This window comes from Nonomuraea sp. NPDC049607 (genome assembly GCF_040675375.1).
Lineage (GTDB): Bacteria > Actinomycetota > Actinomycetes > Streptosporangiales > Streptosporangiaceae > Nonomuraea.
The window spans coordinates 1-26,078 of the sequence record NZ_JBFAOV010000020.1; the positions used below are offsets into that span (position 1 = coordinate 1).

27 protein-coding genes are annotated in these 26,078 nt (G+C 73.4%); 12 read left to right on the forward strand and 15 right to left on the reverse strand.

Going from position 1 to position 26,078, the window contains the following annotated elements; translation table 11 throughout:
* Positions 1-125: 125 nt before the first annotated feature.
* Together AB0J97_RS31990 and AB0J97_RS31995 are read right to left on the reverse strand one after the other, a co-directional pair.
* The gene (locus AB0J97_RS31990) at positions 126-1,484 is read right to left on the reverse strand and encodes a metallopeptidase TldD-related protein (RefSeq protein WP_357710785.1); all 1,359 of its coding nucleotides are present in this window, start codon (positions 1,482-1,484) and stop codon (positions 126-128) included.
* 14 nt (positions 1,485-1,498) lie between these two features.
* Positions 1,499-2,992: a TldD/PmbA family protein gene (locus tag AB0J97_RS31995; RefSeq protein WP_357710769.1), complete on the reverse strand. Its 1,494-nt coding sequence runs from the start codon at positions 2,990-2,992 to the stop codon at positions 1,499-1,501.
* A 77-nt stretch (positions 2,993-3,069) separates the two neighbouring features.
* Here AB0J97_RS31995 and AB0J97_RS32000 point away from each other — a divergent pair, with 77 nt between their 5' ends.
* Together AB0J97_RS32000 and fabI are read left to right on the forward strand one after the other, a co-directional pair.
* Positions 3,070-3,765, forward strand: coding sequence for a beta-ketoacyl-ACP reductase (locus AB0J97_RS32000; protein ID WP_357710766.1), 696 nt, complete (start codon positions 3,070-3,072; stop codon positions 3,763-3,765).
* A 1-nt stretch (position 3,766) separates the two neighbouring features.
* Positions 3,767-4,531, forward strand: a complete 765-nt coding sequence (fabI, locus tag AB0J97_RS32005) for an enoyl-ACP reductase FabI (protein WP_357710763.1) — start codon at positions 3,767-3,769, stop codon at positions 4,529-4,531.
* Between the two features lie 7 nt (positions 4,532-4,538).
* Here the strand turns inward: fabI and AB0J97_RS32010 are convergent, their stop codons facing one another.
* Positions 4,539-5,417, reverse strand: a complete 879-nt coding sequence (locus AB0J97_RS32010) for a hypothetical protein (RefSeq protein ID WP_364095526.1) — start codon at positions 5,415-5,417, stop codon at positions 4,539-4,541.
* 124 nt (positions 5,418-5,541) lie between these two features.
* On the reverse strand, positions 5,542-6,489 hold the full coding sequence (locus AB0J97_RS32015) for an aldo/keto reductase (protein WP_364095529.1): 948 nt from the start codon (positions 6,487-6,489) through the stop codon (positions 5,542-5,544).
* A gap of 145 nt (positions 6,490-6,634) precedes the next feature.
* On the opposite strand from AB0J97_RS32015, the gene AB0J97_RS32020 reads away from it, so the two are divergent.
* Genes AB0J97_RS32020 through mshC form a run of 5 tightly spaced genes read left to right on the forward strand, consistent with a single transcriptional unit; the run spans position 6,635 to position 10,542 of the window.
* On the forward strand, positions 6,635-7,321 hold the full coding sequence (locus AB0J97_RS32020; protein WP_357710756.1) for a histidine phosphatase family protein: 687 nt from the start codon (positions 6,635-6,637) through the stop codon (positions 7,319-7,321).
* A 9-nt stretch (positions 7,322-7,330) separates the two neighbouring features.
* A complete protein-coding gene (locus AB0J97_RS32025) occupies positions 7,331-7,879 on the forward strand; it encodes a DUF3090 domain-containing protein (RefSeq protein WP_357710753.1) in 549 nt (182 codons plus the stop codon).
* Positions 7,876-8,640, forward strand: coding sequence for an SCO1664 family protein (locus tag AB0J97_RS32030; protein WP_357710751.1), 765 nt, complete (start codon positions 7,876-7,878; stop codon positions 8,638-8,640). Before AB0J97_RS32025 ends, AB0J97_RS32030 begins: the two co-directional genes overlap by 4 nt.
* A 31-nt stretch (positions 8,641-8,671) precedes the next feature.
* Positions 8,672-9,328, forward strand: coding sequence for an NRDE family protein (locus AB0J97_RS32035; RefSeq protein ID WP_364095534.1), 657 nt, complete (start codon positions 8,672-8,674; stop codon positions 9,326-9,328).
* Positions 9,325-10,542 (forward strand): cysteine--1-D-myo-inosityl 2-amino-2-deoxy-alpha-D-glucopyranoside ligase, encoded by a 1,218-nt coding sequence (gene mshC / locus AB0J97_RS32040; RefSeq protein ID WP_364095537.1) that lies wholly within the window; start codon positions 9,325-9,327, stop codon positions 10,540-10,542. The genes AB0J97_RS32035 and mshC overlap by 4 nt, the downstream gene beginning before the upstream one ends.
* A 113-nt stretch (positions 10,543-10,655) precedes the next feature.
* Here the strand turns inward: mshC and AB0J97_RS32045 are convergent, their stop codons facing one another.
* Genes AB0J97_RS32045 through AB0J97_RS32085 form a run of 9 tightly spaced genes read right to left on the reverse strand, consistent with a single transcriptional unit; the run spans position 10,656 to position 20,115 of the window.
* Positions 10,656-11,618, reverse strand: coding sequence for a UDP-glucuronic acid decarboxylase family protein (locus AB0J97_RS32045; RefSeq protein ID WP_357707007.1), 963 nt, complete (start codon positions 11,616-11,618; stop codon positions 10,656-10,658).
* Entirely contained in the window at positions 11,615-12,487 is an 873-nt protein-coding gene (locus AB0J97_RS32050; RefSeq protein ID WP_357707006.1) for a glycosyltransferase family 9 protein, read from the reverse strand. The genes AB0J97_RS32045 and AB0J97_RS32050 overlap by 4 nt, the downstream gene beginning before the upstream one ends.
* Positions 12,478-13,152 (reverse strand): SDR family oxidoreductase, encoded by a 675-nt coding sequence (locus AB0J97_RS32055; protein WP_364095542.1) that lies wholly within the window; start codon positions 13,150-13,152, stop codon positions 12,478-12,480. Before AB0J97_RS32055 ends, AB0J97_RS32050 begins: the two co-directional genes overlap by 10 nt.
* Positions 13,149-14,492 carry a PfkB family carbohydrate kinase gene (locus tag AB0J97_RS32060; RefSeq protein WP_364095545.1) on the reverse strand — a complete coding sequence of 448 codons (1,344 nt, stop codon included), beginning with the start codon at positions 14,490-14,492 and terminating at the stop codon, positions 13,149-13,151. Before AB0J97_RS32060 ends, AB0J97_RS32055 begins: the two co-directional genes overlap by 4 nt.
* Complete coding sequence (locus tag AB0J97_RS32065) at positions 14,492-15,040, reverse strand: SIS domain-containing protein (protein ID WP_364095548.1); 549 nt, start codon at positions 15,038-15,040, stop codon at positions 14,492-14,494. The genes AB0J97_RS32060 and AB0J97_RS32065 overlap by 1 nt, the downstream gene beginning before the upstream one ends.
* A 2-nt stretch (positions 15,041-15,042) precedes the next feature.
* A complete protein-coding gene (locus tag AB0J97_RS32070; protein ID WP_364095551.1) occupies positions 15,043-16,233 on the reverse strand; it encodes a glycosyltransferase in 1,191 nt (396 codons plus the stop codon).
* The gene (locus AB0J97_RS32075) at positions 16,230-17,453 is read right to left on the reverse strand and encodes a glycosyltransferase family 9 protein (protein WP_364095554.1); all 1,224 of its coding nucleotides are present in this window, start codon (positions 17,451-17,453) and stop codon (positions 16,230-16,232) included. The genes AB0J97_RS32070 and AB0J97_RS32075 overlap by 4 nt, the downstream gene beginning before the upstream one ends.
* Entirely contained in the window at positions 17,450-18,487 is a 1,038-nt protein-coding gene (locus AB0J97_RS32080; protein WP_364095557.1) for a glycosyltransferase, read from the reverse strand. Before AB0J97_RS32080 ends, AB0J97_RS32075 begins: the two co-directional genes overlap by 4 nt.
* The gene (locus AB0J97_RS32085; RefSeq protein ID WP_364095560.1) at positions 18,484-20,115 is read right to left on the reverse strand and encodes a carbamoyltransferase C-terminal domain-containing protein; all 1,632 of its coding nucleotides are present in this window, start codon (positions 20,113-20,115) and stop codon (positions 18,484-18,486) included. Before AB0J97_RS32085 ends, AB0J97_RS32080 begins: the two co-directional genes overlap by 4 nt.
* 172 nt (positions 20,116-20,287) lie before the next feature.
* On the opposite strand from AB0J97_RS32085, the gene AB0J97_RS32090 reads away from it, so the two are divergent.
* From AB0J97_RS32090 to AB0J97_RS32100, 3 genes are read left to right on the forward strand one after another with little or no spacing between them, the layout of a single operon-like run.
* Positions 20,288-20,881, forward strand: coding sequence for an HAD-IIIA family hydrolase (locus AB0J97_RS32090; protein WP_364095563.1), 594 nt, complete (start codon positions 20,288-20,290; stop codon positions 20,879-20,881).
* Positions 20,878-21,798 (forward strand): glycosyltransferase, encoded by a 921-nt coding sequence (locus AB0J97_RS32095; RefSeq protein WP_357706994.1) that lies wholly within the window; start codon positions 20,878-20,880, stop codon positions 21,796-21,798. Before AB0J97_RS32090 ends, AB0J97_RS32095 begins: the two co-directional genes overlap by 4 nt.
* A 30-nt stretch (positions 21,799-21,828) precedes the next feature.
* Positions 21,829-22,113 carry a WhiB family transcriptional regulator gene (locus AB0J97_RS32100; RefSeq protein WP_364095822.1) on the forward strand — a complete coding sequence of 95 codons (285 nt, stop codon included), beginning with the start codon at positions 21,829-21,831 and terminating at the stop codon, positions 22,111-22,113.
* Here the strand turns inward: AB0J97_RS32100 and AB0J97_RS32105 are convergent.
* The gene (locus AB0J97_RS32105; RefSeq protein ID WP_357706991.1) at positions 22,049-22,513 is read right to left on the reverse strand and encodes a peptide deformylase; all 465 of its coding nucleotides are present in this window, start codon (positions 22,511-22,513) and stop codon (positions 22,049-22,051) included. The genes AB0J97_RS32100 and AB0J97_RS32105 overlap by 65 nt on opposite strands.
* A gap of 305 nt (positions 22,514-22,818) precedes the next feature.
* Here AB0J97_RS32105 and AB0J97_RS32110 point away from each other — a divergent pair, with 305 nt between their 5' ends.
* Both AB0J97_RS32110 and AB0J97_RS32115 read left to right on the forward strand, forming a co-directional pair.
* Positions 22,819-24,096 carry a uroporphyrinogen-III synthase gene (locus AB0J97_RS32110; protein ID WP_364095567.1) on the forward strand — a complete coding sequence of 426 codons (1,278 nt, stop codon included), beginning with the start codon at positions 22,819-22,821 and terminating at the stop codon, positions 24,094-24,096.
* Positions 24,093-24,848 (forward strand): CbiX/SirB N-terminal domain-containing protein, encoded by a 756-nt coding sequence (locus tag AB0J97_RS32115; protein WP_364095570.1) that lies wholly within the window; start codon positions 24,093-24,095, stop codon positions 24,846-24,848. The genes AB0J97_RS32110 and AB0J97_RS32115 overlap by 4 nt, the downstream gene beginning before the upstream one ends.
* A gap of 150 nt (positions 24,849-24,998) precedes the next feature.
* Here the strand turns inward: AB0J97_RS32115 and AB0J97_RS32120 are convergent, their stop codons facing one another.
* Positions 24,999-25,853 (reverse strand): PAC2 family protein, encoded by an 855-nt coding sequence (locus AB0J97_RS32120; protein ID WP_357706987.1) that lies wholly within the window; start codon positions 25,851-25,853, stop codon positions 24,999-25,001.
* Positions 25,854-26,078: the final 225 nt, after the last annotated feature.

The window sequence follows — 26,078 nt, forward strand, 5'->3', positions numbered from 1 at the left end:
GGGGCCCGCCCCGGGGGGCGGGGGGGCCCCCCGGCTCGCGCCACCCCCCCCCCCCGCCCGCCCCCCCGCGCCTGGGGGGGCCGGCGGGGGTCGGGGCGGGCGCGGCGGGTTCGGGCGGGTGGGCGTCAGCTCGCCTGACTGACCGTCGACATGTTGAAGTCCGGCACCCGCACCGGCGGCATCACCGTGCGCTGGAAGTAGTCGTTCCACTCGCGGGGCAGCGTGCGCTCCGGCGCGCCCACCTCGGTGACGCGCCCCAGCAGGTCGACCGGGCTCTCGTTGAACCGGAAGTTGTTCACCTCGCCGACGACCTCGCCGTGCTCGACCAGGTAGACGCCGTCGCGGGTGAGGCCGGTGACCAGCAGCGTCTGCGGGTCGACCGCGCGGATGTACCACAGGCACGTGACGAGCAGCCCGCGCCGCGTGGAGGCGATCATCTCCTCCAGCGAGCGCGCGCCCTCCGCCGGGCCGGTCATGACGAGGTTGTCGATGCCGGGCGTCACCGGCAGCCCGCTCAGCCCGGCCGAGTGGCGCGTCTGGAGCAGCGCCTCCAGCCGGCCGTCCCTGATCCAGTCGGTCCGGCCCAGCGGCAGCCCGTTGTCGAACACCGAGCCGTCGCGGCTGGAGGTGTGCGCGGTGACGAACGGCGCGCACGAGATGCCCGCGGCCAGGGGATCGCTGGACAGCGTGATCGGCAGCGTGGCGAGCTGCTCGCCCACCCGCGTGCCGCCGCCCGGCCCGGAGAACACCGAACGGCCGTCGAGCGCGTCCCTGGCCCCCGAGGACCAGTACAGGTAGATCATCAGGTCGGCCACCGCGCTGGGCGGCAGCAGTGTCTCGTAGCGGCCCGCGGGCAGGTCGACGCGGGTCTTGGCCCACTCCAGGCGCTGGGCCAGCGAGGCGCCGAGCGCGGCGACGTCGACGTCGGCGAAGTCCTCGGTGAACACGCCGGTCCAGGCCGACCGCTTCAGGTCGCCGGACTTGGCGTTGAGCTCCAGGCGGCCCGTCGGCTGGTCGTGGCGCAGCCGCACGCCGGTGGAGGTGCCGAGGAAGGTCGAGGTGAGGGAGTGCTCGGCGAAGCCGTAGAGCTTCCTGTCGCCGGCCTCGGCGGCCGAGAACGCCTCGCCGAGCGCGGGCGCGAACCTCTCGAACACCCCGATGTCGGTCGGCCGCACCTCGTCGTCCCAGCCGGCCGCGGCGGCGCCGCCCTCGACCAGCGGGCGGGCGTCCTCGGCCGGACGCGCCTCGCGCGCCGCCCGGTCGGCCGCCGCGACCACGTCGGCGAGCTGGTCGTCGCGCACCGACGAGCGCGAGACCACGCCCACGCCCTCGCCCGCGACCGAGATCACGGTCAGCCGGGACGAGCGGGCCACGCCGTTGGTCGTCAGCGTGTTGCCCGCGAAGCGCAGGTTGGCGGTGGACCCCTCGTCCACCAGCACCACGCAGCCGTCGTTCGCGGAGAGCTCCAGGGCCCTTTCCACCATCTCCTGCGGAGTAGTCACTTCCCGCCCTCCTGCACGGTGTTGAGCACGCGCACGCCCCTGAACAGCGCCGACGGGCATCCGTGGCTGACCGGCGCGACCTGCCCCGGCTGGCCCTTGCCGCAGTTGAAGGCGCCGCCCAGCACGTACGTGCCCGGCCCGCCGACCCCTTCCATCGACTGCCAGAAATCGGTCGTGGTGGCCTGGTAGGCGAAGTCTCTGACCTGCCCGGCCAGCTTCCCGTGCGAGATCTTGTACGCCCGCTGCCCGGTGAACTGGAAGTTGTAGCGCTGCATGTCGATCGACCAGCTCTTGTCGCCCACGATGTACAGGCCGCGCTCGACGCCCGCGATCAGCTCCTCGGTGGAGGGCCCGCCGGGCGCGGCGGCCAGCGACACGTTCGCCATGCGCTGGATCGGCATGTGGCCGGGGGAGTCGGCGAACGCGCACCCGTTGGAGCGGCCGAACCCCTTCATCAGCGCCATCCGCCGGTCGAGCTGGTAGCCCACCAGGACGCCGTCCTTGACGATGTCGAAGCTCTGGCCCCGCACGCCCTCGTCGTCGTAGCCGACCGTGGCCAGGCCGTGGGTGACCGTGCGGTCGCCGGTGACGTTCATCAGCGGCGAGCCGTAGACCAGCTCGCCGAGCTGGTCGAAGGTGGCGAAGCTGGTGCCGGCGTAGGCGGCCTCGTAACCGAGCGCGCGGTCGAGCTCGGTGGCGTGGCCGATCGACTCGTGGATCGTCAGCCACAGGTTGGACGGGTCGATCACCAGGTCGTAGTCGCCCGCCTCCACCGACGGCGCGGCCAGCTTCTCGGCCAGCAGCTCCGGCAGGCGGGCCAGCTCGGCCGGCCAGTCCCAGCCCGTGCCGGTCAGGTACTCGTAGCCGCGGCCGACCGGCGGCGCGATCGTGGACATGTCGTCGAAGCCGCCCTCGTGCGCCTTCATCGCGTTGAGCGACGGATGCACGCGCACGCGCTGCTGCGTGGTCACGGTGCCGGAGCTGTCGGCGTAGAACTTCTGCTCCTTGACCTGCAGCAGCCGCGCCGAGACGTGGTCGGCGCCCTTGAGCAGCCCCGCCGACCACTCGGCCAGCAGCCCCACCTTGTCGGACGTGGGCACCTCGAACGGGTCGACGTCGTAGTCGGAGACCCACACCGCGTCGGCGTGCACCGGCTCCGGCGCCAGCTCGATGGGCTCCCGGTTGACGGGCGCGCTCACCTCGGCCACCCGCACCGCCTGCTCGGCCACGGCGGCGGCGGCCTGCGGGGTGAGGTGGATGCCGGCCGCGAACCCCCATGTGCCACCCTTGACGACGCGGACCGCGTAGCCGAGGTCGTCGGCGTCGAGCGAGCCTTCGAGGCGGGCGTCGTACAGGCGCAGCGTCTCGGCCCTGACGCGTTCGAGCCGGAAGTCGGCGTGCTCGGCGCCGAGGTCGCGGGCGCGCTGCAAGGCGGCGTCCGCGAGCTGCCGCAGCGGCAGTTCCAGGAAATCGGGATCGATCTGGCGCATGTCCACGATCCTAACCCTGTGATCTTGTACCACCCGGACAAGCGGATACTCGCAAGTAAGAGATAGCGTCAGATGCCATGGCACGCTCTGTACTCGTCACCGGAGGCAATCGCGGCATAGGCCTCGCGATCGCCCGTGAACTCGCCGCGGCCGGCGACGCCGTCGCGGTCACCTACCGATCGGGGGAGCCGCCGGAGGGCCTGTTCGGCGTCCGCTGCGACGTCACCAGCACGGCCGAGGTGGAGGCCGCCTTCGACAAGGTGGAGGCCGAGCAGGGGCCGGTCGAGGTCCTCGTCTCCAACGCGGGCATCACCAAGGACACCCTGCTGGCGATGATGAAGGAGGAGACCTTCACCGACGTCATCGACGCCAACCTGACCGGGGCCTACCGCGTGGCCAAGCGCGCCATCAGGCCCATGATGAAGCTCAAGCGCGGCCGCATCATCCTCATCTCCTCGGTGGTCGGCCTGTCCGGCCAGGCGGGCCAGGCCAACTACGCCGCCTCCAAGGCCGGCCTGGTCGGCTTCGCCCGCTCCCTGGCCCGCGAGTACGGCTCGCGCAACATCACCGTCAACGTGGTCGCGCCCGGCTTCGTGGCCACCGACATGACGTCCGGCCTCGACCAGGAGGCCATCGTCAAGAACATCCCGCTCGGGCGGCAGGCCGCCCCCGCGGAGATCGCGCGCGTCGTCCGCTTCCTGGCCGGCGACGACGCCTCTTACATCACCGGGGCCGTGATCCCGGTCGACGGCGGACTCGGAATGGGGCACTGACGTGGGAATTCTCGAAGGCAAGCGGATCCTGGTGACCGGCGTGCTCACCGACGCCTCCATCGCCTTCTCGGTGGCCAAGCTGGCCCAGGAGGAGGGCGCCACGGTGGTGCTCACCGGGTTCGGCCGGCTGAGCCTGGTCGAGCGCATCGCCAAGCGGCTGCCGCAGACCCCGCCGGTGCTGGAGCTCGACGTCCAGGACACCGACCAGCTCGACACGCTGGCCTCCCGCGTCGGCGAGCACGTCGACGGGCTCGACGGCGTCGTGCACTCCATCGGGTTCGCGCCGCAGAGCGCCCTCGGCGGCAACTTCCTCAACACGCCGTGGGAGGACGTCGCCACCGCCCTGCAGGTCTCCACGTACTCGTTCAAGTCGCTGGCGGTGGCCTGCCTGCCGCTGATGAAGGAGGGCGGCGCGGTCGTCGGCCTCGACTTCGACGCCTCCAAGGCGTGGCCGGTCTACGACTGGATGGGCGTGGCCAAGGCGGGGCTGGAGTCGTGCAGCCGCTACCTCGCCCGCGACCTGGGCAAGCACAACATCCGGGTCAACCTGGTCTCGGCCGGGCCGCTGCGCACGATGGCCGCCAAGTCGATCCCGGGCTTCAAGGAGTTCGAGGAGAGCTGGCCGGAGCGCTCGCCGCTGGGCTGGGACCTCACCGACACGGTCCCGGCCGCCAAGGCGTGCGTGGCGCTCATGTCCGACTGGTTCCCCGCCACGACGGGCGAGATCGTCCACGTCGACGGCGGCGCCCACGCGATCGGCGGCTGAGCCCGCCTCACGCCAGGCGGTGCCTGCCGTTGTTGGCCGGGGCCGGCTCGAACGGGATCGTCTCGCTCGGCTCGGCCCGGTGCCGCCGCTGCTGCACGATCCGGGTGGCCAGCACCGCCGACCCCAGCAGGAGGATCGTCAGCACCGTGCCCAGCACGTCGCGAGCCGGCGGGCTGGGCCGCACCACCCGCTGGTCGCGCAGCGGCACGGCCAGCTCCCGTGCGAACGGGTTGGGCCACAACAACTCCACCCGCGAGTCGTCGGGATCGGCGGTCGGCTCCTCGGCGGTGACCGGCCGCTCGTCGTCCAGCGTGTAGGGCCTGTGCTGCGGCGGCGTGGGCGGCTGCGTCGGCAGCGGCGCGGTGTCCTGCTCGGCGCGCTCGCGGGGCCGGTCCCGGCGGCGCCCGGCTTCTGTGTCGGTGTCGGTCTTCGTCCCGGTCTCGGGCGAGGTCGTGGCGTGCGGCGCGAGCGTCTCGAGCACGCCCTGGTCGTCGCAGGCCAGCACCGGCAGGCAGACGTCCTTGAGCGCCTCGGGCACCAGGTCGTCGGTGGGGCTGGGGGAGGGCCGGGCCGGGGTGTCCGACTTACTTGATTTGTCGGGTTTACCGGGTTTGCCGGTCGGTACGGCGTCGCCCACAGCGCCGAGCACCTCGTCGGTGGTGTCCTTGACGCCCTTGGTCACCGGCTCGGTCTTGCCGCCGGTCAGGTCGTCGACCGTGCCCGTGAGCGCGCCGACGACGTCGCACAGCGTGCTGGTCACGCCCGAGAGCAGGCCCCCGTCGCGTGAGCAGTCCTGGGCGGCGGCGGAAGCGGCGGGCGCCCCCACCGGGATCGCCCCCAGTGCCACCGCGAGCACCCCGGCCGAGATCGCGGTCCTGCTCCCCATCCGTCCCCTCCTGTGTCGCTTCAGGAGGAAATCCTTATGGACAAGACCCGTCAGACGCAGGCTTTTTCCCGGTAAAGTTGCGATTCGGTATCGACTAGTGATACGCGAGATGGATTCTCGTTCGTCAGTCGAGCGACGACACGTCATCGAGTGCCTCCCGGATCTCGATCGGGAGCACGACGTCCTCGGCCGACAGGATGCCCTTCAGTTGCGTGTGCGTACGGGCGCCGACGATCGCCGAGGCGATCCCCGGCTGGTCGCGCACCCATGACAGCGCCACCGCCAGCGGCGAGACGTCGAGCCCGTCGGCGGCGGTCGTGACCGACTCGACCACGCTGCGGCCGCGCTCGTCGAGATAGGGCCGGACGAAGTCGGCGAAGTGCGGCGTCGCGGCGCGGGAGTCGGCCGGGATGCCGGTGCGGTACTTGCCGGTCAGCACGCCCCTGCCGAGCGGCGACCAGGCCAGCACCCCGACGTCGAGGTGGGCGGCGGCGGGCAGCAGCTCGCGTTCGGGCTCGCGGGCCAGCAGGGAGTACTCCACCTGGGCCGAGGTGATCGGGATGCGGCCGGGGACCGACTTCTGGGTGACCGCGGCGGCGGCGAGCTGCCAGCCCGCGTAGTCGCACACCCCGGCGTAGACGGCCCGGCCCGAGGAGACGATCGCGTCGAGGGCGGCCAGGGTCTCCTCCAGCGGCACCTCGGCGTCGTAGGTGTGGAGCTGCCACAGGTCGACGTAGTCGAGGCCGAGCCGGTTGAGCGACTCGTCGACGGCGGCGATCAGGTGGCGCCTGGAGGCGTCGCGCGGCCGGCGGCCGGTCGGCGTGACCACGGCCTTGGTCGAGATCACCAGCTCCGAGCGCGGCACCGAGTCGCGCAGCATGCGGCCGAGCAGCCGCTCGGAGTCGCCGCCGGTGTAGACGTCGGCCGTGTCGACGAGGGTGCCGCCCGCCTCGACGAACGAACGGAGCTGGGCGGCCGCCTCCTCCGGGTCGGTGTCACGGCCCCAGGTCATCGTGCCGAGCCCCAGCCGGGACACCGACAGGCCGCTGCGGCCGACATAGCGCTGCTCCATGATCCCGCCAGGTTACCAAGAACGGGCCCGCCCGCCAGTCAGCCGCTCCAATGTCCTGCCTGGTGAGGACCGTGGCGGTGGCTGTATGTGAAGATTTCTCGCAGGTGTGTGAAACATGGTGATCCGCGCCTGCGACACTTGCTGTGTGACCACCCTTCTGCTGGCCCGCCACGGGCTGACCGACCTCACCGGGCCGGTGCTGGCCGGGCGCACCCCAGGGGTGCACCTGAGCGAGGCCGGCCGGGCGCAGGCCGAGGCGCTGGCCGGGCGCATCGCCGGGGTCCGGCTCGACGCCGTCGTCTCCAGCCCGCTCGAACGGTGCCGCGAGACCGCCGAGGCCGTCGCGAAGGGGCGCGGCGCGGACGTGCGGATCGACGAGCGGCTGATCGAGTGCGGCTACGGCACCTGGACGGGCCGCCCGCTCAAGGAGCTCGCCCAGGAGCCGCTGTGGCAGACCGTCCAGGCGCATCCGAGTGCGGTGACATTTCCGGAAGGGGAGTCGCTGGCCGATATGCAACATCGAGCGGTCGCGGCCGTCCGGGAGTGGAATCAACGCCTCGGGTTGAAGGGTGTCTACCTGGCGTGCACCCACGGAGACGTCATCAAGGCGATCGTGGCCGACGCTCTAGGGCTGCACCTCGATCATTTTCAGCGGATAACAGCCGATCCTGCGGCCCTCACAGTCATTCGCTATGCCCCCCTGCGTCCCTTTGTTCTCAGGATTAACGATATGGGGGAATTGCGGTTGCCTGAGGATTCGGAGGAGAAAGACGGGGGAGAAAACATCACCGGGAGCGATGCCGCCGTCGGCGGTGGACCCGGGACCACGTAAGGTCAGGCTATGCCGGTCTTCGACTACGACCCACCGGAGAGGTTCGTCGCCGGCGCCCTGGGGCAGCCGGGCGCGCGGGTCTTTTTTCTGCAGGCCAGGGCCGAGGGCAGACTGACCACCGTGGCGCTGGAGAAGCTGCAGGTCGCTGCGCTCGCGGGCAGGCTCGACGAGCTGCTCGACGAGGTGCTTCGGCTCAGCGGGGGCACCGCGCACGTGCCCGCGCTCGCCCCGGCCGACCTGACCGACGACGCCCCCCTCGACGTGCCGGTCTCGGAGGACTTCCGGGTCGGCACCATGGCGCTGGCCTGGGACGCCGACAACTCCCAGGTGGTGATCGAGGCGCAGGAGGTCATCGACGAGGAGGACCTCGACGGCCCCGACCCGGCCGTGCTGCGCGTGCGGATCAGCGCGGGGGCGGCGCGCGCCTTCACCCGGAGGGCGCTCGAGATCGTGGCGGCGGGGCGGCCTCCCTGTCCCCTGTGCGGGCAACCGCTCGACGCCGAAGGCCATGTCTGCGTCCGACTCAACGGCTACCGCGGGGGTGAGGCGGCTTCATGACCGCTCCTGAGAGCGAACCGGCCGTCAAGCCGCAACAAGCGCCGATCATGCAGGAGGAGGAGGCGCTCACCCTGCTGCGCGACGGGCGCCTGGAGGTGGCCGGCCGCCTGGTCGAGGCCACCAACATGACCCTCTACTGCTCGATCAAGCTCGGCGGCCGCAGCGCCGCCTGCGTCTACAAGCCCGTACGCGGCGAGCGCCCCCTGTGGGACTTCCCCGACGGCACCCTGGCCGCCCGTGAGGTGGCCGCCTACGAGGTCTCCCAGGCCACCGGCTGGCGCATCGTGCCGCCGACCGTCTATCGCGAGGGCCCGTTCGGGCCCGGCATGTGCCAGCTCTGGATCGACACCGAGCGCGAGATCGACCTGATGCGCCTGGTCAAGAGCCGCAACCCGGTGGTGCGCCGGATGGCGGTGTTCGACGCGATCGTCAACAACGCCGACCGCAAGGGCGGTCACCTGCTGCCACTGCCGACCGGGCACGTCTACGGGGTCGACCACGGCGTCTGCTTCTCGGCCGAGGACAAACTGCGTACCGTGCTGTGGCAGTGGCGGGGCAAGCCGCTGGCGCGCGAGGCCGTGGCGGTACTGGCCAAGCTGGAGCGCGACCTGGAGTCCGGCTCGCTGGGCCGCCGGCTGCGCGAACTGCTCACGCTGGCCGAGGTGGAGGCCACCTGGCGACGGGTCAGGCGGCTGCTGGACACCGGCGTCCACCCGTATCCCTCGGAGGGGTGGCCCGCCGTTCCCTGGCCCCCGATCTGACGAGTCCCGGGGGTTTTGTACCCTTTGCCGCATGTGCACGCTGATCGTGAGAACCGGGGAGCCGCTGACCCTCATGGGCGTGCGGGACGAGCTCACCGACCGCCCCTGGGAGGCGCCGGGGGAGCACTGGCCCGAGCATCCCGGGGTGATCGGCGGCCGTGACCTCAAGGGAGGCGGCACCTGGATGGCCGTCTCCCCGTCCGCCGGCCGGGCCGCCGCCCTCCTCAACGGCCACGGCAGGCAGGCCCCCGAGACCACCAGGATCTCCCGCGGCGACCTGGCCCTGATCGCGGTGTCCACGGGCGGCGCCCCGGACGTCGACCTGACCCGCTACGACCCCTTCCACCTCGTGCTCGCCGACCTGTCCGGCGTCCGCCTGTTCAGCTGGGACGGCGACCGCCGCACCGACTCCCGGCTGCCCGAGGGCACCAGCATGGTCGTCAACACCGGCCTCGACCCCGACGCCGACCGCGTACGTGAGCACCTGCCGCGCTTCGCGGGCGCGGCCGACTGGGCGGAGCTGATCACCGGCGCGCACTCCGACCGGCCGGGCGCCCTCCTGGTCCGGCACACGCTGCCCGACGGCCGCGTCCACGCCTCCCTGTCGGTGATGCGGGTCACCCTGGGGCAGGACGACACCGCCTACGAGTTCACGGACCTTACGGCACGGATAGGCTCAAAGGCATGAGATCGTGGTCTGCCCAGAACATCCCCAAGCTCCCAGGTGAGAGCGTTCCGCTGCGTCTCTTCGACACGACGACCAAGCAGGTGAGGCAGACCGATCCCGGCCCCACCGCCAGGATGTACGTCTGCGGCATCACCCCCTACGACGCCACCCATCTCGGCCACGCCAACACCTACCACGCCTTCGACCTGGTGGGCCGGATGTGGCGGGACGCCGGCCACGAGGTCCACTACACCCAGAACGCCACCGACGTGGACGACCCGCTGCTGGAGCGGGCCGCCCAGACCGGCGTCGACTGGCAGGAGCTGGCCGAGCGCGAGATCGAGCTGTTCCGCACCGACATGGAGGCCCTGCGCATCCTGCCGCCGCGCGAGTACGTGGGCGTCACCGAGGTCGTGGGCCACGTCGCCGACCTGATCACCGAGCTGGCCGCCAAGGGCTGCACCTACGACCTCGACGGCGACGTCTACTTCAAGGTGGCCGACGCCCCCAAGTTCGGCCAGGTGTCCGGCTACGACGAGGCCGAGATGCTGGCCCTGTCCGCCGAGCGCGGCGGCGACCCCGACCGGCCGGGCAAGCGGCACCCGCTCGACTGGCTGCTGTGGCGGGCCGAGCGGCCCGGCGAGCCGGCCTGGGAGTCGAGCCTCGGGCGGGGGCGTCCCGGCTGGCACATCGAGTGCACCGCGATCGCGCTGCGCAACCTGGGCCCCGGCTACGACGTGGCCGGGGGCGGCTCCGACCTGATCTTCCCGCACCACGAGTGCGGCGCGTCCGAGGGGCACGCGGCGACGGGGGAGTGGCCGTTCGCCAAGTTCTACACGCACGCGGGCATGGTGGCGCTCGACGGCGAGAAGATGTCGAAGTCCAAGGGCAACCTGGTGTTCGTCAGCCGGCTGCGGCAGGCGCACGACCCGATGGCCATCCGGCTCGTCCTGCTGGCCCACCACTACCGGGAGGACTGGGAGTACACGCCCGACCAGCTCGCCGCCGCCGAGCGACGGCTCGGGCTGTGGCGCTCGGCCGTCGCCCTGGAGGGCGCGCCGCGCGCCGAGGAGCTGCTGGCCACGGTACGCGAGCGGATGGCCGACGACCTCGACTCGCCGGGCGCGCTGGCCGCCATCGACGCCTGGGCCGAACGGGCGCTGGCCGAGGGCGGGCCGCAGGAGCCGGGCCTGGTCAAGGACCTGACCGACGCCCTGCTCGGCATCGCGCTCTGACCGCCCGCCGGCCGCCGGTGGCGAGCGGGGGTGTGGTGGACATGGTCGTGGGCCGGGTTCTCGGGCCCGGCCCACGACCTCCCGTGGAGTCGCCGAAGTCTCGGCGCTCTCCCTCACACACGCAGCTGCTCGAACCTCTCGTTCGCGGCGAGCTCCGCGGTGAACCATTCGATCGTGCGCCGCAGCCCCTCCTTCGCGGGCACCTCCGCCCGCCAGCCCAGCCGCTCGGCGGCCAGCGTGGTGTCGGGCCGGCGCACCTTCGGGTCGTCGGCGGGCCGGTCGATGAACTCGATCTCCGAGCTGGACCCGGTCAGGTCGCGGACGAGGGCGGCCAGCTCCAGCATGGTCAGCTCGTCCGGGTTGCCGATGTTGACCGGGCCGGGGAAGTCGCTGCGGGCCATGGCCAGGATGCCCGCGACGGTGTCGTCCACGTAGCAGATCGACCTGGTCTGGGAGCCGTCGCCGGTGATGGTCAGCGGCTCGCCCTTCAGCGACTGCCGGATGAACGTCGGGATCGCCCGGCCGTCGAACGGGCGCATGCGCGGGCCGTAGGTGTTGAAGATGCGCACGATCCCGGTGTCCGTGCCGCGCGACTGCCGGTAGGCGGTGGTCAGCGACTCGGCGAAGCGTTTCGCCTCGTCGTACACGCTGCGCGGGCCGACCGGGTTGACGTTGCCCCAGTACGTCTCCTTCTGCGGGTGTTCCAGCGGGTCGCCGTACACCTCGCTGGTGGACGCCAGGACGAACCGGGCGCCCTTCTCCCTGGCCAGCCCGAGCGCGTGCAGGGTGCCCACGCTGCCCACCCGCAACGTCTCGATCGGGTAGCGCAGGTAGTCGGCCGGCGAGGCGGCCGAGGCGAAGTGCAGCACGAGGTTCACCTGGCCCGGGACGTGCACGTACCCGGTCAGGTCGCTCTCGATGAGCCGGAAGGCCGGATTGTCCAGCAGGTGCTCGACGTTGCGCGGGCCGCCGGTCAGGAAGCTGTCCATGCAGATGACCTCGGCGCCCTCGGCCAGCAGGCGTTCGCACAGATAGGAACCGAGAAAGCCGGCTCCGCCGGTGACCAGAGCCCTCATGACGTGACCTCCAGAGCTGCGTCGACGACTTCGGACACCTCGATCTTCAGCAGACCGGGGTCCGGGCGCTGGCCGTGCGGGTCGCCCTTGCGGCCGGCCCACAGGGCCACGTGTCGCCAGCCGGGCGGTGGCCCCCACTCCGACGGCGGGACCGGGCCGAACAGCACCACCGACGGCACGCAGAACGCCGTCGCCAGGTGCGCGACCCCGGTGTCGCCGCAGACCACCAGCCTGGCCCGGCTGACCAGGTCGATCAGGTCGGCCAGCCGGGTACGGCCGGCCAGCATGCGCTCCTCCGGCAACCCGGCCAGCTCGGCGACCCTCCTGGCGATCGGCACCTCGTCGGCGTTGCCGGTGACGACCACGTCGTCCAGCGCGGCCGCGACCTCGCCGAACCGCTCGGGCGGCCAGCGCCGCGCCGGGTAGGCGGCGCCCGGATGCACGATCACGGGCCCCGTCCGGTCGGAGACGCCGAGCGTCAGATCCTGCGGGTCGGCGGGGATGCCGTGCCATTCCAGCAGGCCGCACCACCGCCGCACCTCGTGCACGCCGTCCTGCCACTGCGGGCCGACGCCGAAGCTGATCAGCCGGGCCGGGTCGGTGGCACGCAGCGCCTCGATGCTCTGCGGCCCCTTGCCGTGCAGGTTGACCGCGATGTCGGGCCGCTCGAACGGCACCGGGCCCGGCCCGGCGACGTCCACCTGGGCGTCCACCGCGCCGATCAGCGGCAGCAGAGCCTCCAGGGACCTCGGCGCGGCCAGCGTGATCCGGTGCCGGGGAAAGGACTGCCGCAGCGCCCGCAGCGCGGGGACGGCCGTGAGCAGGTCGCCCAGGCCGAGCCCGCGCAGCGCCAGCAGCTCTAGGGCCATGACGTCTCCGTCGAGGGGCAGACGACCAGCTCTCTGACCTCGCACCCGGCCGGCTGCCGGAGCGCGAACACGACGGTCTGGGCGACGTCGGCGGGGTCGTTCAGGCCCGCCTCGGGGCCCGGCTTGTACTGCTCGGGACGCCCGTCGAAGAAGCCCGTCCGCATGCCGCCCGGGATCAGCAGGGTCACCCCCACCTCGCCGCGCAGCTCGACCGCCAGCCCCCTGGTGAAGCCGACGACGCCGAACTTCGAGGCCGAGTACGCCGAGGCGTCGCTCAGCGGGCGCAGCCCGAGCGTCGAGGCGCAGGTCACCACCTTGCCGCGGGTCCGCTTCAGGTACGGCAGCGCCGCCCGTACGACGGCGGCCGTGCCGAGCAGGTTGACCTGGATCACCCGCTCCCAGTCGTCGGCGGACACGTCCTCCAGGCGCCCGCAGGCGTCGATGCCGGCCGCGGTCACCACGCCGTCCAGGCCGCCGGCCCGCTCGGCCAGCTCGTGCACGGCCCGCTCGGCCTGCCCGCGGTCGGCCAGGTCGGCGGTGACGTGGTCGAAGCGCTGGTCCGGCTCGCGCACGTCGACGACGAGCGCCCGCCAGCCCTCCTTCTCGACCGCTTCGGCGGTGGCCAGGCCGAGCCCGGAGGCGCCCCCGGTGATCAAAATATTCACTGGATCTCCCTGATCAGATTGCTGGTCGAACGTCCCGGCAGCGTGCTCAGCGCGACGAACTCGGCGCCGAGCCGCTCCAGGACCTTTGACTCGGGCAGGACCTCCCCCTCGTAGTCCCCGCCCTTCACCCACACGTCGGGCCGCAGCAGCTCGATGGACTCGGCCGGGGTGTCCTCCTCGAACACCAGGACCGCGTCCACGCAGCTCAGCGCCCGCAGCACCTCGACCCGGTCACGCGCGCCGACGATGGGCCTGGACGGGCCCTTCAGCCGGCGCACCGAGTCGTCGGAGTTGACGCAGACGACGAGAGCGTCGCCCAGCGCCCTGGCCCGCCGCAGGAGGCTCACGTGCCCCGCGTGCAACAGGTCGAAGCAGCCGCCCGTGGCGATCAGCCGGCCGCCCTGCGCGCGGGTGAGCCTGGCCACCTCCAGTGCGGTGCGCGGCCGGTCGCCGAGCCGTTGCTCATGCGTCCGGACGGTGGCGGCCCCGCCGCGCTCGACGAAGCGCGAGGCCTCGCCGACGCCGATGGTGACCGCCTCCACGACGTCCGCGCCGTCGCGCAGCGCGAGCGCCGCGGCGCCGGCCAGCCGGTCGCCGGCGCCGCACGCGTCCCGCCCGGACGCCGTCACCGGCGCCGGCACGCGCGTCAGCGGACCGCCCTGGACGGCCAGCGTGGCCCCGTCGCCGCCGGTGGTGACCGCCACGGCCCCGGCGCGCAGCTCCCGCACCAGGCGGCGGGCCGCGTGGTCGGGGCCGCGGTAGCCGTCCGGGCACAACATCCTGGCCTCGGCCTCGCTCGGCGTCAGCAGCGCGCAGCCCGGCATCGGCGGCCCGCTCCGGGGATGCGGGTCCCACACGACCGGTACGCGCACCTCGCGCAGCAGCTCCCCGGCCGACGCGGCCACGCCCCTGCCGTAGTCGGAGACCAGCACGGCGCCCGCGCGGGCCACCGCGGCCGTGATCTCCTCGGGGATCTCGCCGAGCGGGTCGGACCGGGCGACGCCGTCGCCGGTGTCGAGCCTGAGCATGGTCTGGCCCCTCGACCTGACCCTGGTCTTGCGCACGGTCCCGCCGTTCAGCGGCAGGCGTACCAGCTCGACCTCCTCCGACAGCAGGGCGCACAGGCGGTGCCCGTCGCGGTCGTCGCCGATCGCGGTGATCAGGACCACGTCCGCGCCGTCCCGCGCGGCCAGCAGCGCGGCCAGGCCCGCGCCGCCGGGGCGGGCGTGCTCGGCCGAGATGTCGACCACCGGGACCGGCGCGTCCGGGCACAGCCGCTCGCTGTCGCCCTCGACGTCCACGTCGAGCAGTGTGTCGCCGACGACGACAAGGGGGCCCATCAGACGGCCTCCTCGATGGCGTCGCAGAGCAGGTGGATCATGGCGAGGTGCACCTCCTGGACGGTGGCCGTCTCCTCGGCGGGCACGGCCACCGCCTCGTCGCACAGCTCGGCCAGCGGGTTCGGCGCGGGTCCGGTCAGGGCCCAGGCGGCGATGCCGACCTCCTGCGCCGCCCTGGCCGCGGCCAGCACGTTCGGGCTGCCGCCGCTGGTCGACAGGCACACCAGCACGTCCCCGGGACGGCCGTGCGCCCGCACCTGGCGGGCGTAGACCTCGTCGTGGCCGAAGTCGTTGGCGATCGCGGTCATCGAGGAGCTGTCGCCGTGCAGCGGGATCGCCGCGTACGGCGGCCGGTCGGCCCTGAAGCGGCCCACCAGCTCGGCCGTCAGGTGCTGGGCCTCGGCCGCCGACCCCCCGTTGCCGCAGGCCAGCAGCCGGCCGCCGGCCGACAGCACGCCGGCCAGCTTCCCGCCCCACGCGCGGATGGTGACCGCGTGGCCGTCGACCTGCTCCAGCGTGTTCCAGAGCTTTTCCAGATGTCTGTCCATGATCAACCCCCCAGAGCCGCGAGGCGGCCGAGCTTGCCGTCGATGACCTGCGTGTACACCGCCTCCGTCTGCTCGGCGATGCGGAACCAGCCGTACCGTTCGCGGGCCCGCCGGGCTCCGGCGGCGCCCAGCGCCTCGCGCCTGCGCCCGTCGGCGAGCACGTCGCGCAGCGCCCTGGCCAGCGCCCGGGGGCGGCGCGGCGGGACCAGCACGCCGCAGCCGGCGACCGTGTCCAGGTGGCCGCCGACCGCCGAGGCCACGACGGGCACGCCGCAGGCCATCGCCTCGATCGGGACCATCCCGAAGGGCTCGTACCAGGGGACGGTCACCACGACGTCGGCCGAGCGCATCAGCGCGGGCACGTGCGTGCGCGGGACACTGCCGATCAGGTGCACCCGCTCCCGCAGCCCGTAGGCCGCGGCCAGGTCGCGCAGCCGCTCGGTCTCCCCGCCGTCGTCCGGGCCGCCGCCGGCGATCACCAGGTCGGCGTCCGGGATCTGGCGCAGTGCGGCGATCATGGTGTCCACGCCCTTGCGCGGCACCATCCGGCCGATGCTGAGCACCACCTTGGCGCCCGCGCGCGGCGCGACCGGCCCGTCCGGGCAGAACGCCGTCAGGTCCACCCCGCAGGGCACCACCGTGACGCGCCGCTCGGGGACGCCCATCGCGCACAGCTCGCTCACCTCGTCGCCGCAGGTGGCCAGCACCGCGTCGGCCCGCTTGCCGATCTCGCGCTCGGTGTCGATCCGGTGCGCCGGGCTGGTGTCGGCCTCGCCCTGCCAGCGCCGCTTCACGGTCCCGAGCGCGTGGAAGGTCTGCACCACCGGCACGCCATGGGCGGCCCGCAGGGCCGCCTGGCCGCTCATCCAGAAGTGCGCGTGGGCCACGTCCGGCGGGTTCGCCGCCCACCGCTCGGCCAGGCGTTCGGTGAACTCCGGCATGTACGGCGGCAGCTCGTCCTTCGGCACGACCGCGGCCGGGCCGGCCGTGACGTACTCGACCGTGACGCCGGGCGCCATGGCCACCGCGCCGGGCTGCGACCGCGACGAGCGTCTGGTGTGGACGACGACCGTGTGACCGCGCTCGGCCAGCGCGACCGCCAGGTGCGCGACGTAGACGTTCTGGCCGCCCGCGTCCACGCCACCGATGGCCGCCAGCGGATCGGCGTGCTCGGAGATGAGATCGACCTTCACTGCATCAACTCCCTCACTGCCTTGACCACCTGCTCACTTGTCACCATGGACAGGCACGGGTGCCCGGCCACCGGACAGGTGCGCGCCCTGCTTCCCGAGCAGGGCGCCTGCTGGTCGCCGAGCAGCACCGTGGGCACCCCGTACGGGGCCCATCTGGCGGCGGGGACGACAGGGGCGAACAGGCTCACGACCGGCGTGCCCACCGCAGCGGCCAGGTGCGCGGGACCGGTGTTGCCGGCCACGAGCACGCCGGCACGTTCGATCACGGCGGCCAGCTCGGCGAGCGTGGTCCTGCCCCCGAGGTCGACTGCCGCGTCGCAGGCCACGTAGGCGGTGAGGTCACGTTCCGTGCCGGTCACGACGACCCGGTGCCCGTCGTCCACCAGCTCCCTGACAGCCTGCCGGTGCTTGTCGGCCGGCCACGTTCTGGCAGGGGCTGACGTCCCTGGATGCACCACGACGTACGAGCGTTCATCGGCAGCGGCGCCGACGCCTAGGAGATGCCCTGTTTCTCGGCCTATATCCGGCAATGGCCGCCGAACTGCGAGTTCGCCGTCGTCGCCGGGCGGCAGATCGAACCCGGCCGCCCGCGCGAGGGCCAGCATGCGCTCGGCCTCGGGCACGTCGATCGACTCGTCCACGACGTGCCGGACGTCCAGGAGCGAGCCGGGGTAGTCGTTGCTGATCGCGGAGACGCGCCGCACGCCGGCCATCCGCAGCAGCAGGGCCAGCGGCAGCGCCGACTGGTGGAAGGAGGTCAGGAGCACCGCCTCGTCCACGCCCTTGACCCGGGCGATGAGGTCGGCCACCTGGGCGCTGGAGACGGGGGCGGGGGAGTGGTCGATCCACGGCGCCCGCCACTCGATCACCCGGTCCACACCGGGCAGCAGCTCGGCGGCGGCCCGGCCGTTCGGGCCGGCCAGGAAGACCAGCTCGTCGGCGAGCGTGCGGACGGCGCGGGTGGCGGGGCCGGCCAGCAGGACGTCACCGGCGTCGTCCAGCCGCGCCACCAGGACGCGACCCCGGCCGCCGCCGTGCTCTCCGGCCGTCCGGCACGCCACCGCCTCCGGCGTGCCGGGCTCCGCGGTGGTGGCTTCCATGGGCGCGGCCTCCGCGGCCGCGGGCCTGCGGGCGCGGGCGGCCCGTCCGGCCTTCCCCCGGCACCGCGTGGCGTTCGTACGGCCGCGGTCGTACCGAGCCGCCGGATCGCGACGTCTCATCGCCGCCACCTCCATTCCCCCCGAAGCCGGTGCACGCAGGCGACCGGCGGGATCAGCACGCTGGTGACGGCCATGCGCCACACCTCGCGAGGGGTACGCGGCCCGGGGGCGATGCGCCGCCAGGCGAACTCGGCGGTCATCGCGGCCCACAGGGCTCCGGCGACCGCGGCCAGCACCGGCAACGCCCGCCACCCGCCGGTCGCGCGCCGCCTGCCGGGCCGTCTGTGGGGCCGTCTGTGGGGCTGTCCGTGGGGCCGCACGCCCGCGAGTCCGCTCCCGGAGCGGCGGGGCAGGGTGGCGGCCAGGCCGAGGGCGGCGGCGGTCAGGGCGGCGGCGGTGGTGGCGGCGTGGCGGCGCAGCCTGCCCCCGGAGCCGCCGATGGCCTGACGCCAGCGCGGCCCGTGCAGCCGCCGCATCAGCGCGTCGTCGGCGTTGCCGCGCTGGAAGCGCACGCTCGCCCAGAACCCGTCCTCGCGCACCGGATGCGTGGTCACCCGCTCGCCCATGACCAGCCGGTGCCCCGCCCGCGCCACCCGCAGCGCGATGTCGGCGTCCTCCCGGTAGGCCCGGGGGAAACGTTCGTCGAACCCGCCCGTCTGCTCCAGCACCGAACGCCGGTAGGCCATGTCGGCCGTCACCCACAGCGCCTCCGACAGTCCCGCCGTGTTCCGCTCGGCGTCGGTGGGACGCCGGCCGGCCGGCAGCGGCACCTCGATCCGGCCCTGGCTCCCGGCCACGTCCTCCGGCAGGTCCACCAGGTCCTTCCAGACCGCCTCGGCCCACCCGGGACGGGGGATCACGTCGTCGTCCAGGAACACCACCCACGGCGTCCCGGCGGCCCGCCAGCCGGCGTTGCGCGCCGCGGCCGGCCCCCGCCCGCCCGAGCGCACCACCCGTACGTGATCGGGCAGCTCCAGCGCGGCGGACCGCGCCCGCCGGTCGTCCACCACGATCACGGGCGTCGCCCGGCCCACCGCCGCCAGCGTCCGCCGCAGCGTGGCGCGGCCGATGGTGGGGATCACGACGGTGATCACGAGGCGAACACCTCCCCGCGCCGCACCAGGTACGGCCCCAGCGCCAGCACGTCCACCGGCGAGGAGCCGAAGCACTCCAGTGCGTCCCGGGGATCGTCGACCATCGGCCGGCCGGCGGTGTTCAGGCTCGTGTTGACCACCACCGGCAGCCCCGTACGCGCCTCGAACTCCGTCAGCACCCGCGCCATCAGCGGGTCGTCGGCCGGCGAGATCGTCTGGATGCGCGCGGTGCCGTCCACGTGCACGACCGCCGGGATGCGCTCCCGCCAGGGCTCCCGCACGTCGTGCACGAACAGCATGTACGGCGAGGGCACCGGCCCCCGCCCGAAGATCTCCCGCGCCCTGGACTCCAGGACCATGGGCGCGATCGGCCGGAACTGCTCCCGGCCCTTGACGTCGTTGAGCCGCTCGGTGTTGCGCGCGTGCCCCGGATGGGCCAGCAGCGACCGGCGTCCGAGCGCGCGCGGCCCGTACTCGGCGCGGCCCTGGAACCAGGCCACGATCTTGTCGGCGGCCAGCTCGGCGGCCACCGCCGCGCCCAGGTCGGCCGGCCGTGTGTACGGCACCCGCGCCACGTCCAGCCAGGCGCCCAGCTCCTCGTCGGTGAACCCGCGCCCGAGCGCGGCGCCCGGCATCGGACCGGCCGGCTCGCCGTAGGCCTGCGCCAGGTGCAGCGCGCCGCCCAGCGCCGTGCCGGAGTCGCCGGCGGCCGGCTGGGCCCACACCTCCTCGAACGGCCCCTCGTCCAGCAGCCGGGTGTTGGCCACGCAGTTCAGCGCCACCCCGCCGGCCAGTGCGAGCCGCCGTTCGCCGGTACGCTCGTGCAGCCAGCGGGCCAGCTCCAGCAGAACCTCCTCCAGCCGGGCCTGCACGCTGGCGGCCAGGTCGGCGTGGTCGGAGGTCCAGGGCTCGCCCTGGTCCAGGGCCTTGACGTAGACGTTCCAGTCGACCGGTTCGACGCGGAAGCCGCCGTCGCCGGTCGTGTGGACGATCTCGCGCAGCGACTCCAGGTGGCGCGGCCGGCCGTAGGAGGCCATGGCCATGACCTTGTACTCGTCGCTGGACCGCAGGAATCCCAGGTGCTGGGTGACGTCCTCGTACATCAGGCCGAGGGAGTGCGGCAGCTCCTGGGCGGCCAGCACCTCCAGCTCGCCGTCGCGGTAGCGGCCGGCGAGGTGGGAGACGTTCTCGCCGCGTCCGTCGCACACCAGCACCGCGCAGTCCCGCCAGGGGGAGGCCAGGCCCGCCGAGGCGGCGTGCGCCACGTGGTGCGGGACGTAGGAGACCTGCCCGGGGTCCAGGCCCGGCAGCGCGGTCGCCAGGAAGGCGGGGGCCCTGACGGCGTACTTCGTGCGCAGGTCCTCCCAGTCGCCCTCGGGCCGCTGGACGACCAGGCCCGGGTCGTAGGAGTAGGCCACGGCGTCCAGGTCCTCGGGGGACAGGCCCGCCTCCTCCAGGCACCACGCGGCGGCCTGCTCGGGCAGCTCCCACGCGGAGAACGCCAGCGGCCGCTTGCCGTGCTTGCGGCGGCTGAAGCGCTCCTCCTCCGCCGCGGCCACGATCCTCCCGTCGACGACCAGGGCCGCGGCCGGATCGTGGAAGATCGCGTTGATGCCGAGAAACTTCATCGTTTCCTCCCCCGCAGATGTCGAGAACCGCTACCGAGAGAAGCGCCTCTCAAACCTTCGGTCACCTCAGACGATGCGAAAACGGACATAACTGCCTGGGATTGGTCACCCTTTGTAGTTGTTTGCCGGTTTCTGGTCCGGGTAGCTGCCGGTCATGCGACGGAGGTGAGAGGTGTTCGAAAAGCGACGTCCCGGGGCCGTCCTCTTCGACCGGGACGGAACCTTGATCAAAGACGTGCCGTACAACGGCGACCCGCGCCTCGTCGAGCCCATGCCGGGAGCGGTCGAGGCGCTCGGCAGGCTCCGCCGGGCCGACGTGCCCGTCGCGGTGGTCACCAACCAGTCCGGCGTGGCCAAGGGCCTGCTCTCGCCGGACGAGATGGACCAGGTGAACGCCAGGGTGGAGGAGCTGCTCGGGCCGTTCGACGCGTGGGCCATCTGCGTGCACGACGACGCCGACGGCTGCACCTGCCGCAAACCGGCGCCGGGGCTGGTCATCAGGGCGGCCGCCGTCCTCGACGTCAGCCCGCGCGACTGCGTGGTGGTCGGCGACATCGGCAGGGACATGGAGGCTGCCAGGGCCGCGGGGGCCCGGGGCATCCTCGTGCCGACGCTGCAGACGCTGGAGGAGGAGATCGAACAGGCGGCCGAGGTCGCCGAGGATCTGACCGACGTCGTGGAACGGGTGCTCAGCGCGTCCGAGGCGCCCGTCGCGGCGGTCTCGGCCGCGCCCTGGGCCCGGGCCATGGGCTGGAGCCGCTGGTGAGGATCCTCGTCTGGCACGTCCACGGGGCGTGGACCAGCGCCTTCGTCAGCGGCGGCCACGACTACGTGCTGCCGCTCGTGCCCGGCCGCGGTCCCGACGGCCGGGGGCGCGCCGCCACCTACGACTGGCCCGCCAACGCCCGCGAGGTGCCGTACGACCGCATCCGCGACGAGCCGATCGACGTCGTCGTCTACCAGCGGCCGTACGAGATCGACCTGGCCCGCGACTGGCTCGGCCGCGCGGTGCCCGGCGTGTACGTCGAGCACAACACCCCGGCCGGCGACGTCCCGCGTACCAGGCATCCGCTGTCCGGCCAGGACGACATCACGCTCGTGCACGTCACCCACTTCAACGAGCTGTTCTGGGACAACGGCCGGGCCCGCACCCGCGTGATCGAGCACGGCGTCCCCGACCCCGGTCACCTCTACACCGGCGAGCTGGCCAGGGCAGGCGTCGTGGTCAACGAGCCGGTACGCCGTACCAGGGTCGCCGGTACCGACCTGCTGCCGCGCTTCGCCGAGCGCGTGCCGCTGGACGTGTTCGGCATGAAGGTGGACGGCCTGCCGTACGGCACCTACGAGGACCTGCCGCAGCACGTCATGCACGCCGCCCTCGCCCGCAGACGCGCCTACCTGCACCCCTACCGCTGGACGTCGCTGGGCCTGGCCCTCATCGAGGCCATGACCCTCGGCCTGCCGGTCGTGGCGCTGGCCACGACCGAGGCCGTCGAGGCGGTGCCGCAGGAGGCCGGGGTGATCTCCACCAAGGTGGACGTGCTGGCCGACGCCCTGCACGCGTTCGTCGCCGACCCCGAGCGGGCCGCCCAGGCGGGCAAGGCCGCGCGGGCCGCCGCCCTGGCCCGGTACGGCCTGCCCCGGTTCCTGGAGGACTGGGACCGGTTGCTGGCCGAGGTATGACGCCGGAAGGCATGGGTAGGCGCGATGAGCATGATGATGCTCAACTGGTCACGCCGGGCGGCCTGCCTGGAACTGGACCCCGAACTGTTCTTCCCGATCTCGCTCGAAGGGCCCGGCCGCTCGCAGGTCGAGAAGGCCAAGACGATCTGCGGCCGGTGCCCCGTGCGCAGACCCTGCCTGGAGTACGCGCTGGACACCAGGCAGGCGCACGGCGTGTGGGGCGGCACCGACCCCGAGCAGCGGCGGGAGCTCAGCTCGCCGGCAGCGCCTCGGCCAGGAACCGTTCCCGCTCCGCAGCTTCGAGGTGGTCGCTGAACAGCACGCCGTCGAGATGGTCGGTCTCGTGCTGCAGCACCCTCGCCAGCACGCCCAGCGCCCGTAGCGTCACGGGCTTGCCGAACATGTCGCGGCCGCGCGCCGTGACCATGTAGGAGCGTTCCAGCGGACGCCAGAGGCCCGGCGCGGACAGGCACGCCTCGTCGGCGGTGATCCGCCGCTCCGACAGCTCCAGCCGCGGGTTGACCAGATGACCGGAACGTCCGTCGTAGGAGTAGACGACCACCCGCACCGGCTCGCCGATCTGCGGGGCCGACAGGCCCGCCCGGCCGGCTCCCGCCCGCAGGGTGAGCGTCAGGGACTTCACCAGGCGCCGCAGCTCCCGGTCGAAGTCGTGCACCGGTTCCGCGACCGCGCGGAGCACCGGATCGTCGAACACGCGAATAGGCCGGACCGTCACCCGCAACTCCCCGAAACGCCGTGATCGTCATGCGGAACGGTTCCCGCCGCCGGCTGCCCTCAACCCTGAAGGCCGTGCCTTGTAGCACAGCGGTAACAGAGGAGACCCAGGGGTGAAACCACCCGAAAGCAGGATCGGAGGGTGATCTCACTTGCGTCACCCGCGTCTGTGATCCCCGGCCCCCCGCCCGGACCCCTCCCAGGCCGGCCCGCCCGCCTGAGCCGGCCCGCCCGTCCGGGTCGGACGGCTCACCTGGGGTGGATCGCCCGCCCGGAGGTGACGGCATGACCGCCGCCGAAGGCCCACGGGACCGCGCGGACGCGCCTCCGACGGACCTCGCGCCCGCCGGGTCGTCCCCCGAGCCGTTGGGCCTCGCGCCCGATGGATCGTCCCCCGCGACGGCGGGTCTCGCGGCCGCCGGGTCGTCTCCCGAGACGGCGCCCGACGCGCTGGCCGGGTTCACCGTCGGGGTGACCGCCACGCGGCGGCGCGAGGAGTTCGGCGCGCTGCTGGAGCGGCGCGGCGCCCGCGTCGTCAGCGCCCCGGCCATCCGCCTGGTGCCCCTCGCCGAGGACGCCGACCTGCTCGCCGCCACCCGCCACACCCTCCAGGCCCCCCTGGACGACCTGGTCGTCACCACCGGCGTCGGCTTCCGCGGCTGGATGGCCGCCGCCGAAGGATGGGGCCTGTCCGCCGACCTCGGCGACCACCTCGCCGGCGCGCGCCTGCTCACCCGCGGCCCCAAGGCCAGAGGAGCCGTACGGGCCGCCGGCCTGACCGACCACTGGACGCCCGCCACCGAGTCCTGCGACGAGATCAAGGAGTACCTCCTCGCCCAGGACCTGCGCGGCCGCCGCATCGCGGTGCAGCAGCACGGCGAGCCGCTCACCGCCTTCGTCGCCGACCTGCGCCGGGCCGGGGCCGAGGTGATCGAGATCCCGGTCTACCGATGGCTGCCCTACCGCGACATCTCGCCCCTGCGCCGCCTGATCAGCCAGACCGTCTCCGGCGCGGTGGACGCGGTGGCCTTCACCAGCGCGCCCGCCGTCCACGCGATGCTCGGCGCGGCCCGGTCCGACGGGCTGGAGGAGGCGTTGCTGGCCGCGTTCGGCGGGTCCGTCGTGGCCGCGTGCGTGGGCCCGGTGACGGCCGAGCCGCTGACCTCGCGCGGCGTACGCGCCCTGCTGCCCGACCGCGCCCGGCTGGGGGCCCTGGCCCGCGTCCTGGCCAGGCATCTGCCCGAGCACGGCGTCACCCGGCTGGTGGCGGGCGGGCACCGGCTGGAGATCCGCGGTCACGCCGTCGTCGTGGACGGCGACCTGCGTCCCCTGCCGCCCGCGCCGATGGCGGTGCTCAAACGCCTGGCCGACAAGCCGGGCCACGTGGTCTCCCGCGCCGACCTGCGTACGGTTCTGCCGGGCAGCACCGCCCGCGACTCGGCCGAGCACGCGGTGGAGATGGCCGTCACCCGCCTGCGCCGCGCCCTGGGCCCGCATGGCATCGTCGAGACGGTCGTCAAACGCGGTTACCGCCTGGCCTGCTCCCACGAGCCGACCCCGTGACCCCCCACCGGCCCACCCAGCCCGCCCCCGTGCCGGCGGCCGGACCGTTGCCCACGCTGGTGCTGGCCGCGCACGGTACGCGGAGCGCGGCGGGGGAGCGGACCCTGGCCGCGCTGGCCGGCTCGGTCCGCCGGGCCCGTCCGGGGCGCCGGGTCGAGCCGGCCTTCCTGGAGATCAGCGGCCCGCTGCTCAAGGACGTGCTGCCCGCCGTGCCGGGGCCGGTGGTCGTCGTGCCGTTGCTGCTGGCCGGCGGCTATCACGTGCACATCGACCTGCCCGAGGTGATCGCCGCCCGCCGCCCGGACGCGCTGGTCGCCGACCGGCTGGGGCCGCACCGCCTGCTGACCTCGGCACTCGTCCGCACGCTGGACCGAGCCGGGCTGCGCGCCGCCGACACGGTGATCCTGGGCGCCGCGGGCTCCTCGGACCCCGCCGGGCTCGCCGACGTGCGCGCCGCGGCCCATCGGCTCTCGGTACGTCTGTCGCGCCCGGTCACGGCGGCCTTCGCCGCGTCAGGCACGCCGTCCCTGCGCGAGGCGGTGGATCAGGCGCGGACGACGTCCGGTGGCCGGGTGGTGGTCGCCTCGTACGTGCTGGCCCCCGGCTTCTTCCACGACCGGCTGACCGGCGCGGGCGCCGACCTGGTCACCGCCCCGCTGGCCCCGGACCCCGCCGTGACCGCCCTGATCTGGCACCGCTTCGACCAGGCACTCGAAAGCCGTCAGCCCATCCCGGCACCCGCCCGGACGTAGGCGGTCAGAGGTCGGCCGACAAGGCGGTCAGAGGCCGGCCGACAAGGCGGTCAGAGGCCGGCCGACAAGGCGGTCAGAGGCCGGCCGGCAGCGGCGTTGAAGCAGTCGGCCACCGGTCCCGACGCCTGCCCCGACAGGCGCGGTCGGAGGTCAGCCGTCGGTGTCGCGGTCGCGTCGCCGCAGGTAGCGCTCGAACTCGGCGGCGATCGCGTCTCCGCTGGCCTCGGGCAGCTCGGCGGCGTCCTTGCGCTCTTCCAGCTCCTTGACGTATTCGGCCACCTCGCTGTCCTGCGAGGCCAGCTCGTCGACGCCGCGCTCCCAGGCCCGCGCCTCCTCGTCGAGGTCGCCGAGCGGCATCGGGATCTCCAGCACGTCCTCCATGCGGCGCAGCAGCGCGAGGGTGGCCTTCGGGTTGGGCGGCTGGGCGACGTAGTGGGGCACCGAGGCCCACAGGGAGATCGCGTCGAGCCCGGCCTCGCCGAAGGCGTGCTGGAGCACGCCGACGATGCCGGTGGGGCCCTCGTAGCGGCTGAGCTCAAGGTTGGTCGAACGGGCCAGCGCCTCGTCGGTGGCCCCGCCCAGGATCGGCACGGGACGGGTGTGCGGCGAGTCGTTGAGCAGCGCGCCCAGCATCACCGCCAGCTCGACGCCCAGCTCGTGGCAGACCTTGACGATGTCGGCGCAGAAGGAACGCCAGCGCATGTTGGGCTCGATGCCGCGCAGCAGCACGACGTCGCGCTCGCTGCCCGGAGGACGGGCGTGGAACAGCCGCGTCGTCGGCCACACGATGGACCGGGTGAGCCCGTCGCCCATCTCCACCACGGGACGGGTGACCTGGAAGTCGTAGTAGTCGTCGGGGTCGAGCGCGATCAGCGGCTCGGCCTTCCAGGACGACTCGAGATGGGCGATCACACCGCTGGAAGCCTCGCCCGCGTCGTTCCAGCCCTCGAACGCGGCAATGAGCACCGGGTCGACGAGCTCGGGCAGCCCTTCGAGCTCGATCACGTGTCGCCTCCTCTCTCCGTCATCGCGCTAAGCCTATGCGGTAAGCAGGCGTCGGCGTCACCGATCTCCCCGCGAACGCTCCGAGCCACCGGCCCACCCCTTTCGCCCAGCCCACCACGCGACTATCCCCCGTCCCGCAGCTCTCACCCCTCCCTTTCGTTCGCCCCTAGCGGATCATCCCAAAGGGGGCAGAACGGTCATGGGTGTCAGGGCCTTGTTGGACGC

Coding starts and splice junctions, on each gene's coding strand:
- mshC (WP_364095537.1), top strand. CDS start 9,325: ATGAGATCGTGGTCTGCCCAGAACATCCCCAAGCTCCCAGGTGAGAGC.
- AB0J97_RS32015 (WP_364095529.1), bottom strand. CDS start 6,489: ATGGAGCAGCGCTATGTCGGCCGCAGCGGCCTGTCGGTGTCCCGGCTG.
- AB0J97_RS32085 (WP_364095560.1), bottom strand. CDS start 20,115: ATGAAGTTTCTCGGCATCAACGCGATCTTCCACGATCCGGCCGCGGCC.
- AB0J97_RS32025 (WP_357710753.1), top strand. CDS start 7,331: ATGCCGGTCTTCGACTACGACCCACCGGAGAGGTTCGTCGCCGGCGCC.
- AB0J97_RS32110 (WP_364095567.1), top strand. CDS start 22,819: ATGACCGCCGCCGAAGGCCCACGGGACCGCGCGGACGCGCCTCCGACG.
- AB0J97_RS32010 (WP_364095526.1), bottom strand. CDS start 5,417: ATGGGGAGCAGGACCGCGATCTCGGCCGGGGTGCTCGCGGTGGCACTG.
- AB0J97_RS31995 (WP_357710769.1), bottom strand. CDS start 2,992: ATGCGCCAGATCGATCCCGATTTCCTGGAACTGCCGCTGCGGCAGCTC.
- AB0J97_RS32035 (WP_364095534.1), top strand. CDS start 8,672: ATGTGCACGCTGATCGTGAGAACCGGGGAGCCGCTGACCCTCATGGGC.
- AB0J97_RS32075 (WP_364095554.1), bottom strand. CDS start 17,453: ATGAGACGTCGCGATCCGGCGGCTCGGTACGACCGCGGCCGTACGAAC.
- AB0J97_RS32050 (WP_357707006.1), bottom strand. CDS start 12,487: ATGGCCCTAGAGCTGCTGGCGCTGCGCGGGCTCGGCCTGGGCGACCTG.
- AB0J97_RS32045 (WP_357707007.1), bottom strand. CDS start 11,618: ATGAGGGCTCTGGTCACCGGCGGAGCCGGCTTTCTCGGTTCCTATCTG.
- AB0J97_RS31990 (WP_357710785.1), bottom strand. CDS start 1,484: ATGGTGGAAAGGGCCCTGGAGCTCTCCGCGAACGACGGCTGCGTGGTG.
- AB0J97_RS32000 (WP_357710766.1), top strand. CDS start 3,070: ATGGCACGCTCTGTACTCGTCACCGGAGGCAATCGCGGCATAGGCCTC.
- AB0J97_RS32100 (WP_364095822.1), top strand. CDS start 21,829: ATGATGATGCTCAACTGGTCACGCCGGGCGGCCTGCCTGGAACTGGAC.
- AB0J97_RS32060 (WP_364095545.1), bottom strand. CDS start 14,492: ATGGGCCCCCTTGTCGTCGTCGGCGACACACTGCTCGACGTGGACGTC.
- AB0J97_RS32030 (WP_357710751.1), top strand. CDS start 7,876: ATGACCGCTCCTGAGAGCGAACCGGCCGTCAAGCCGCAACAAGCGCCG.
- AB0J97_RS32065 (WP_364095548.1), bottom strand. CDS start 15,040: ATGGACAGACATCTGGAAAAGCTCTGGAACACGCTGGAGCAGGTCGAC.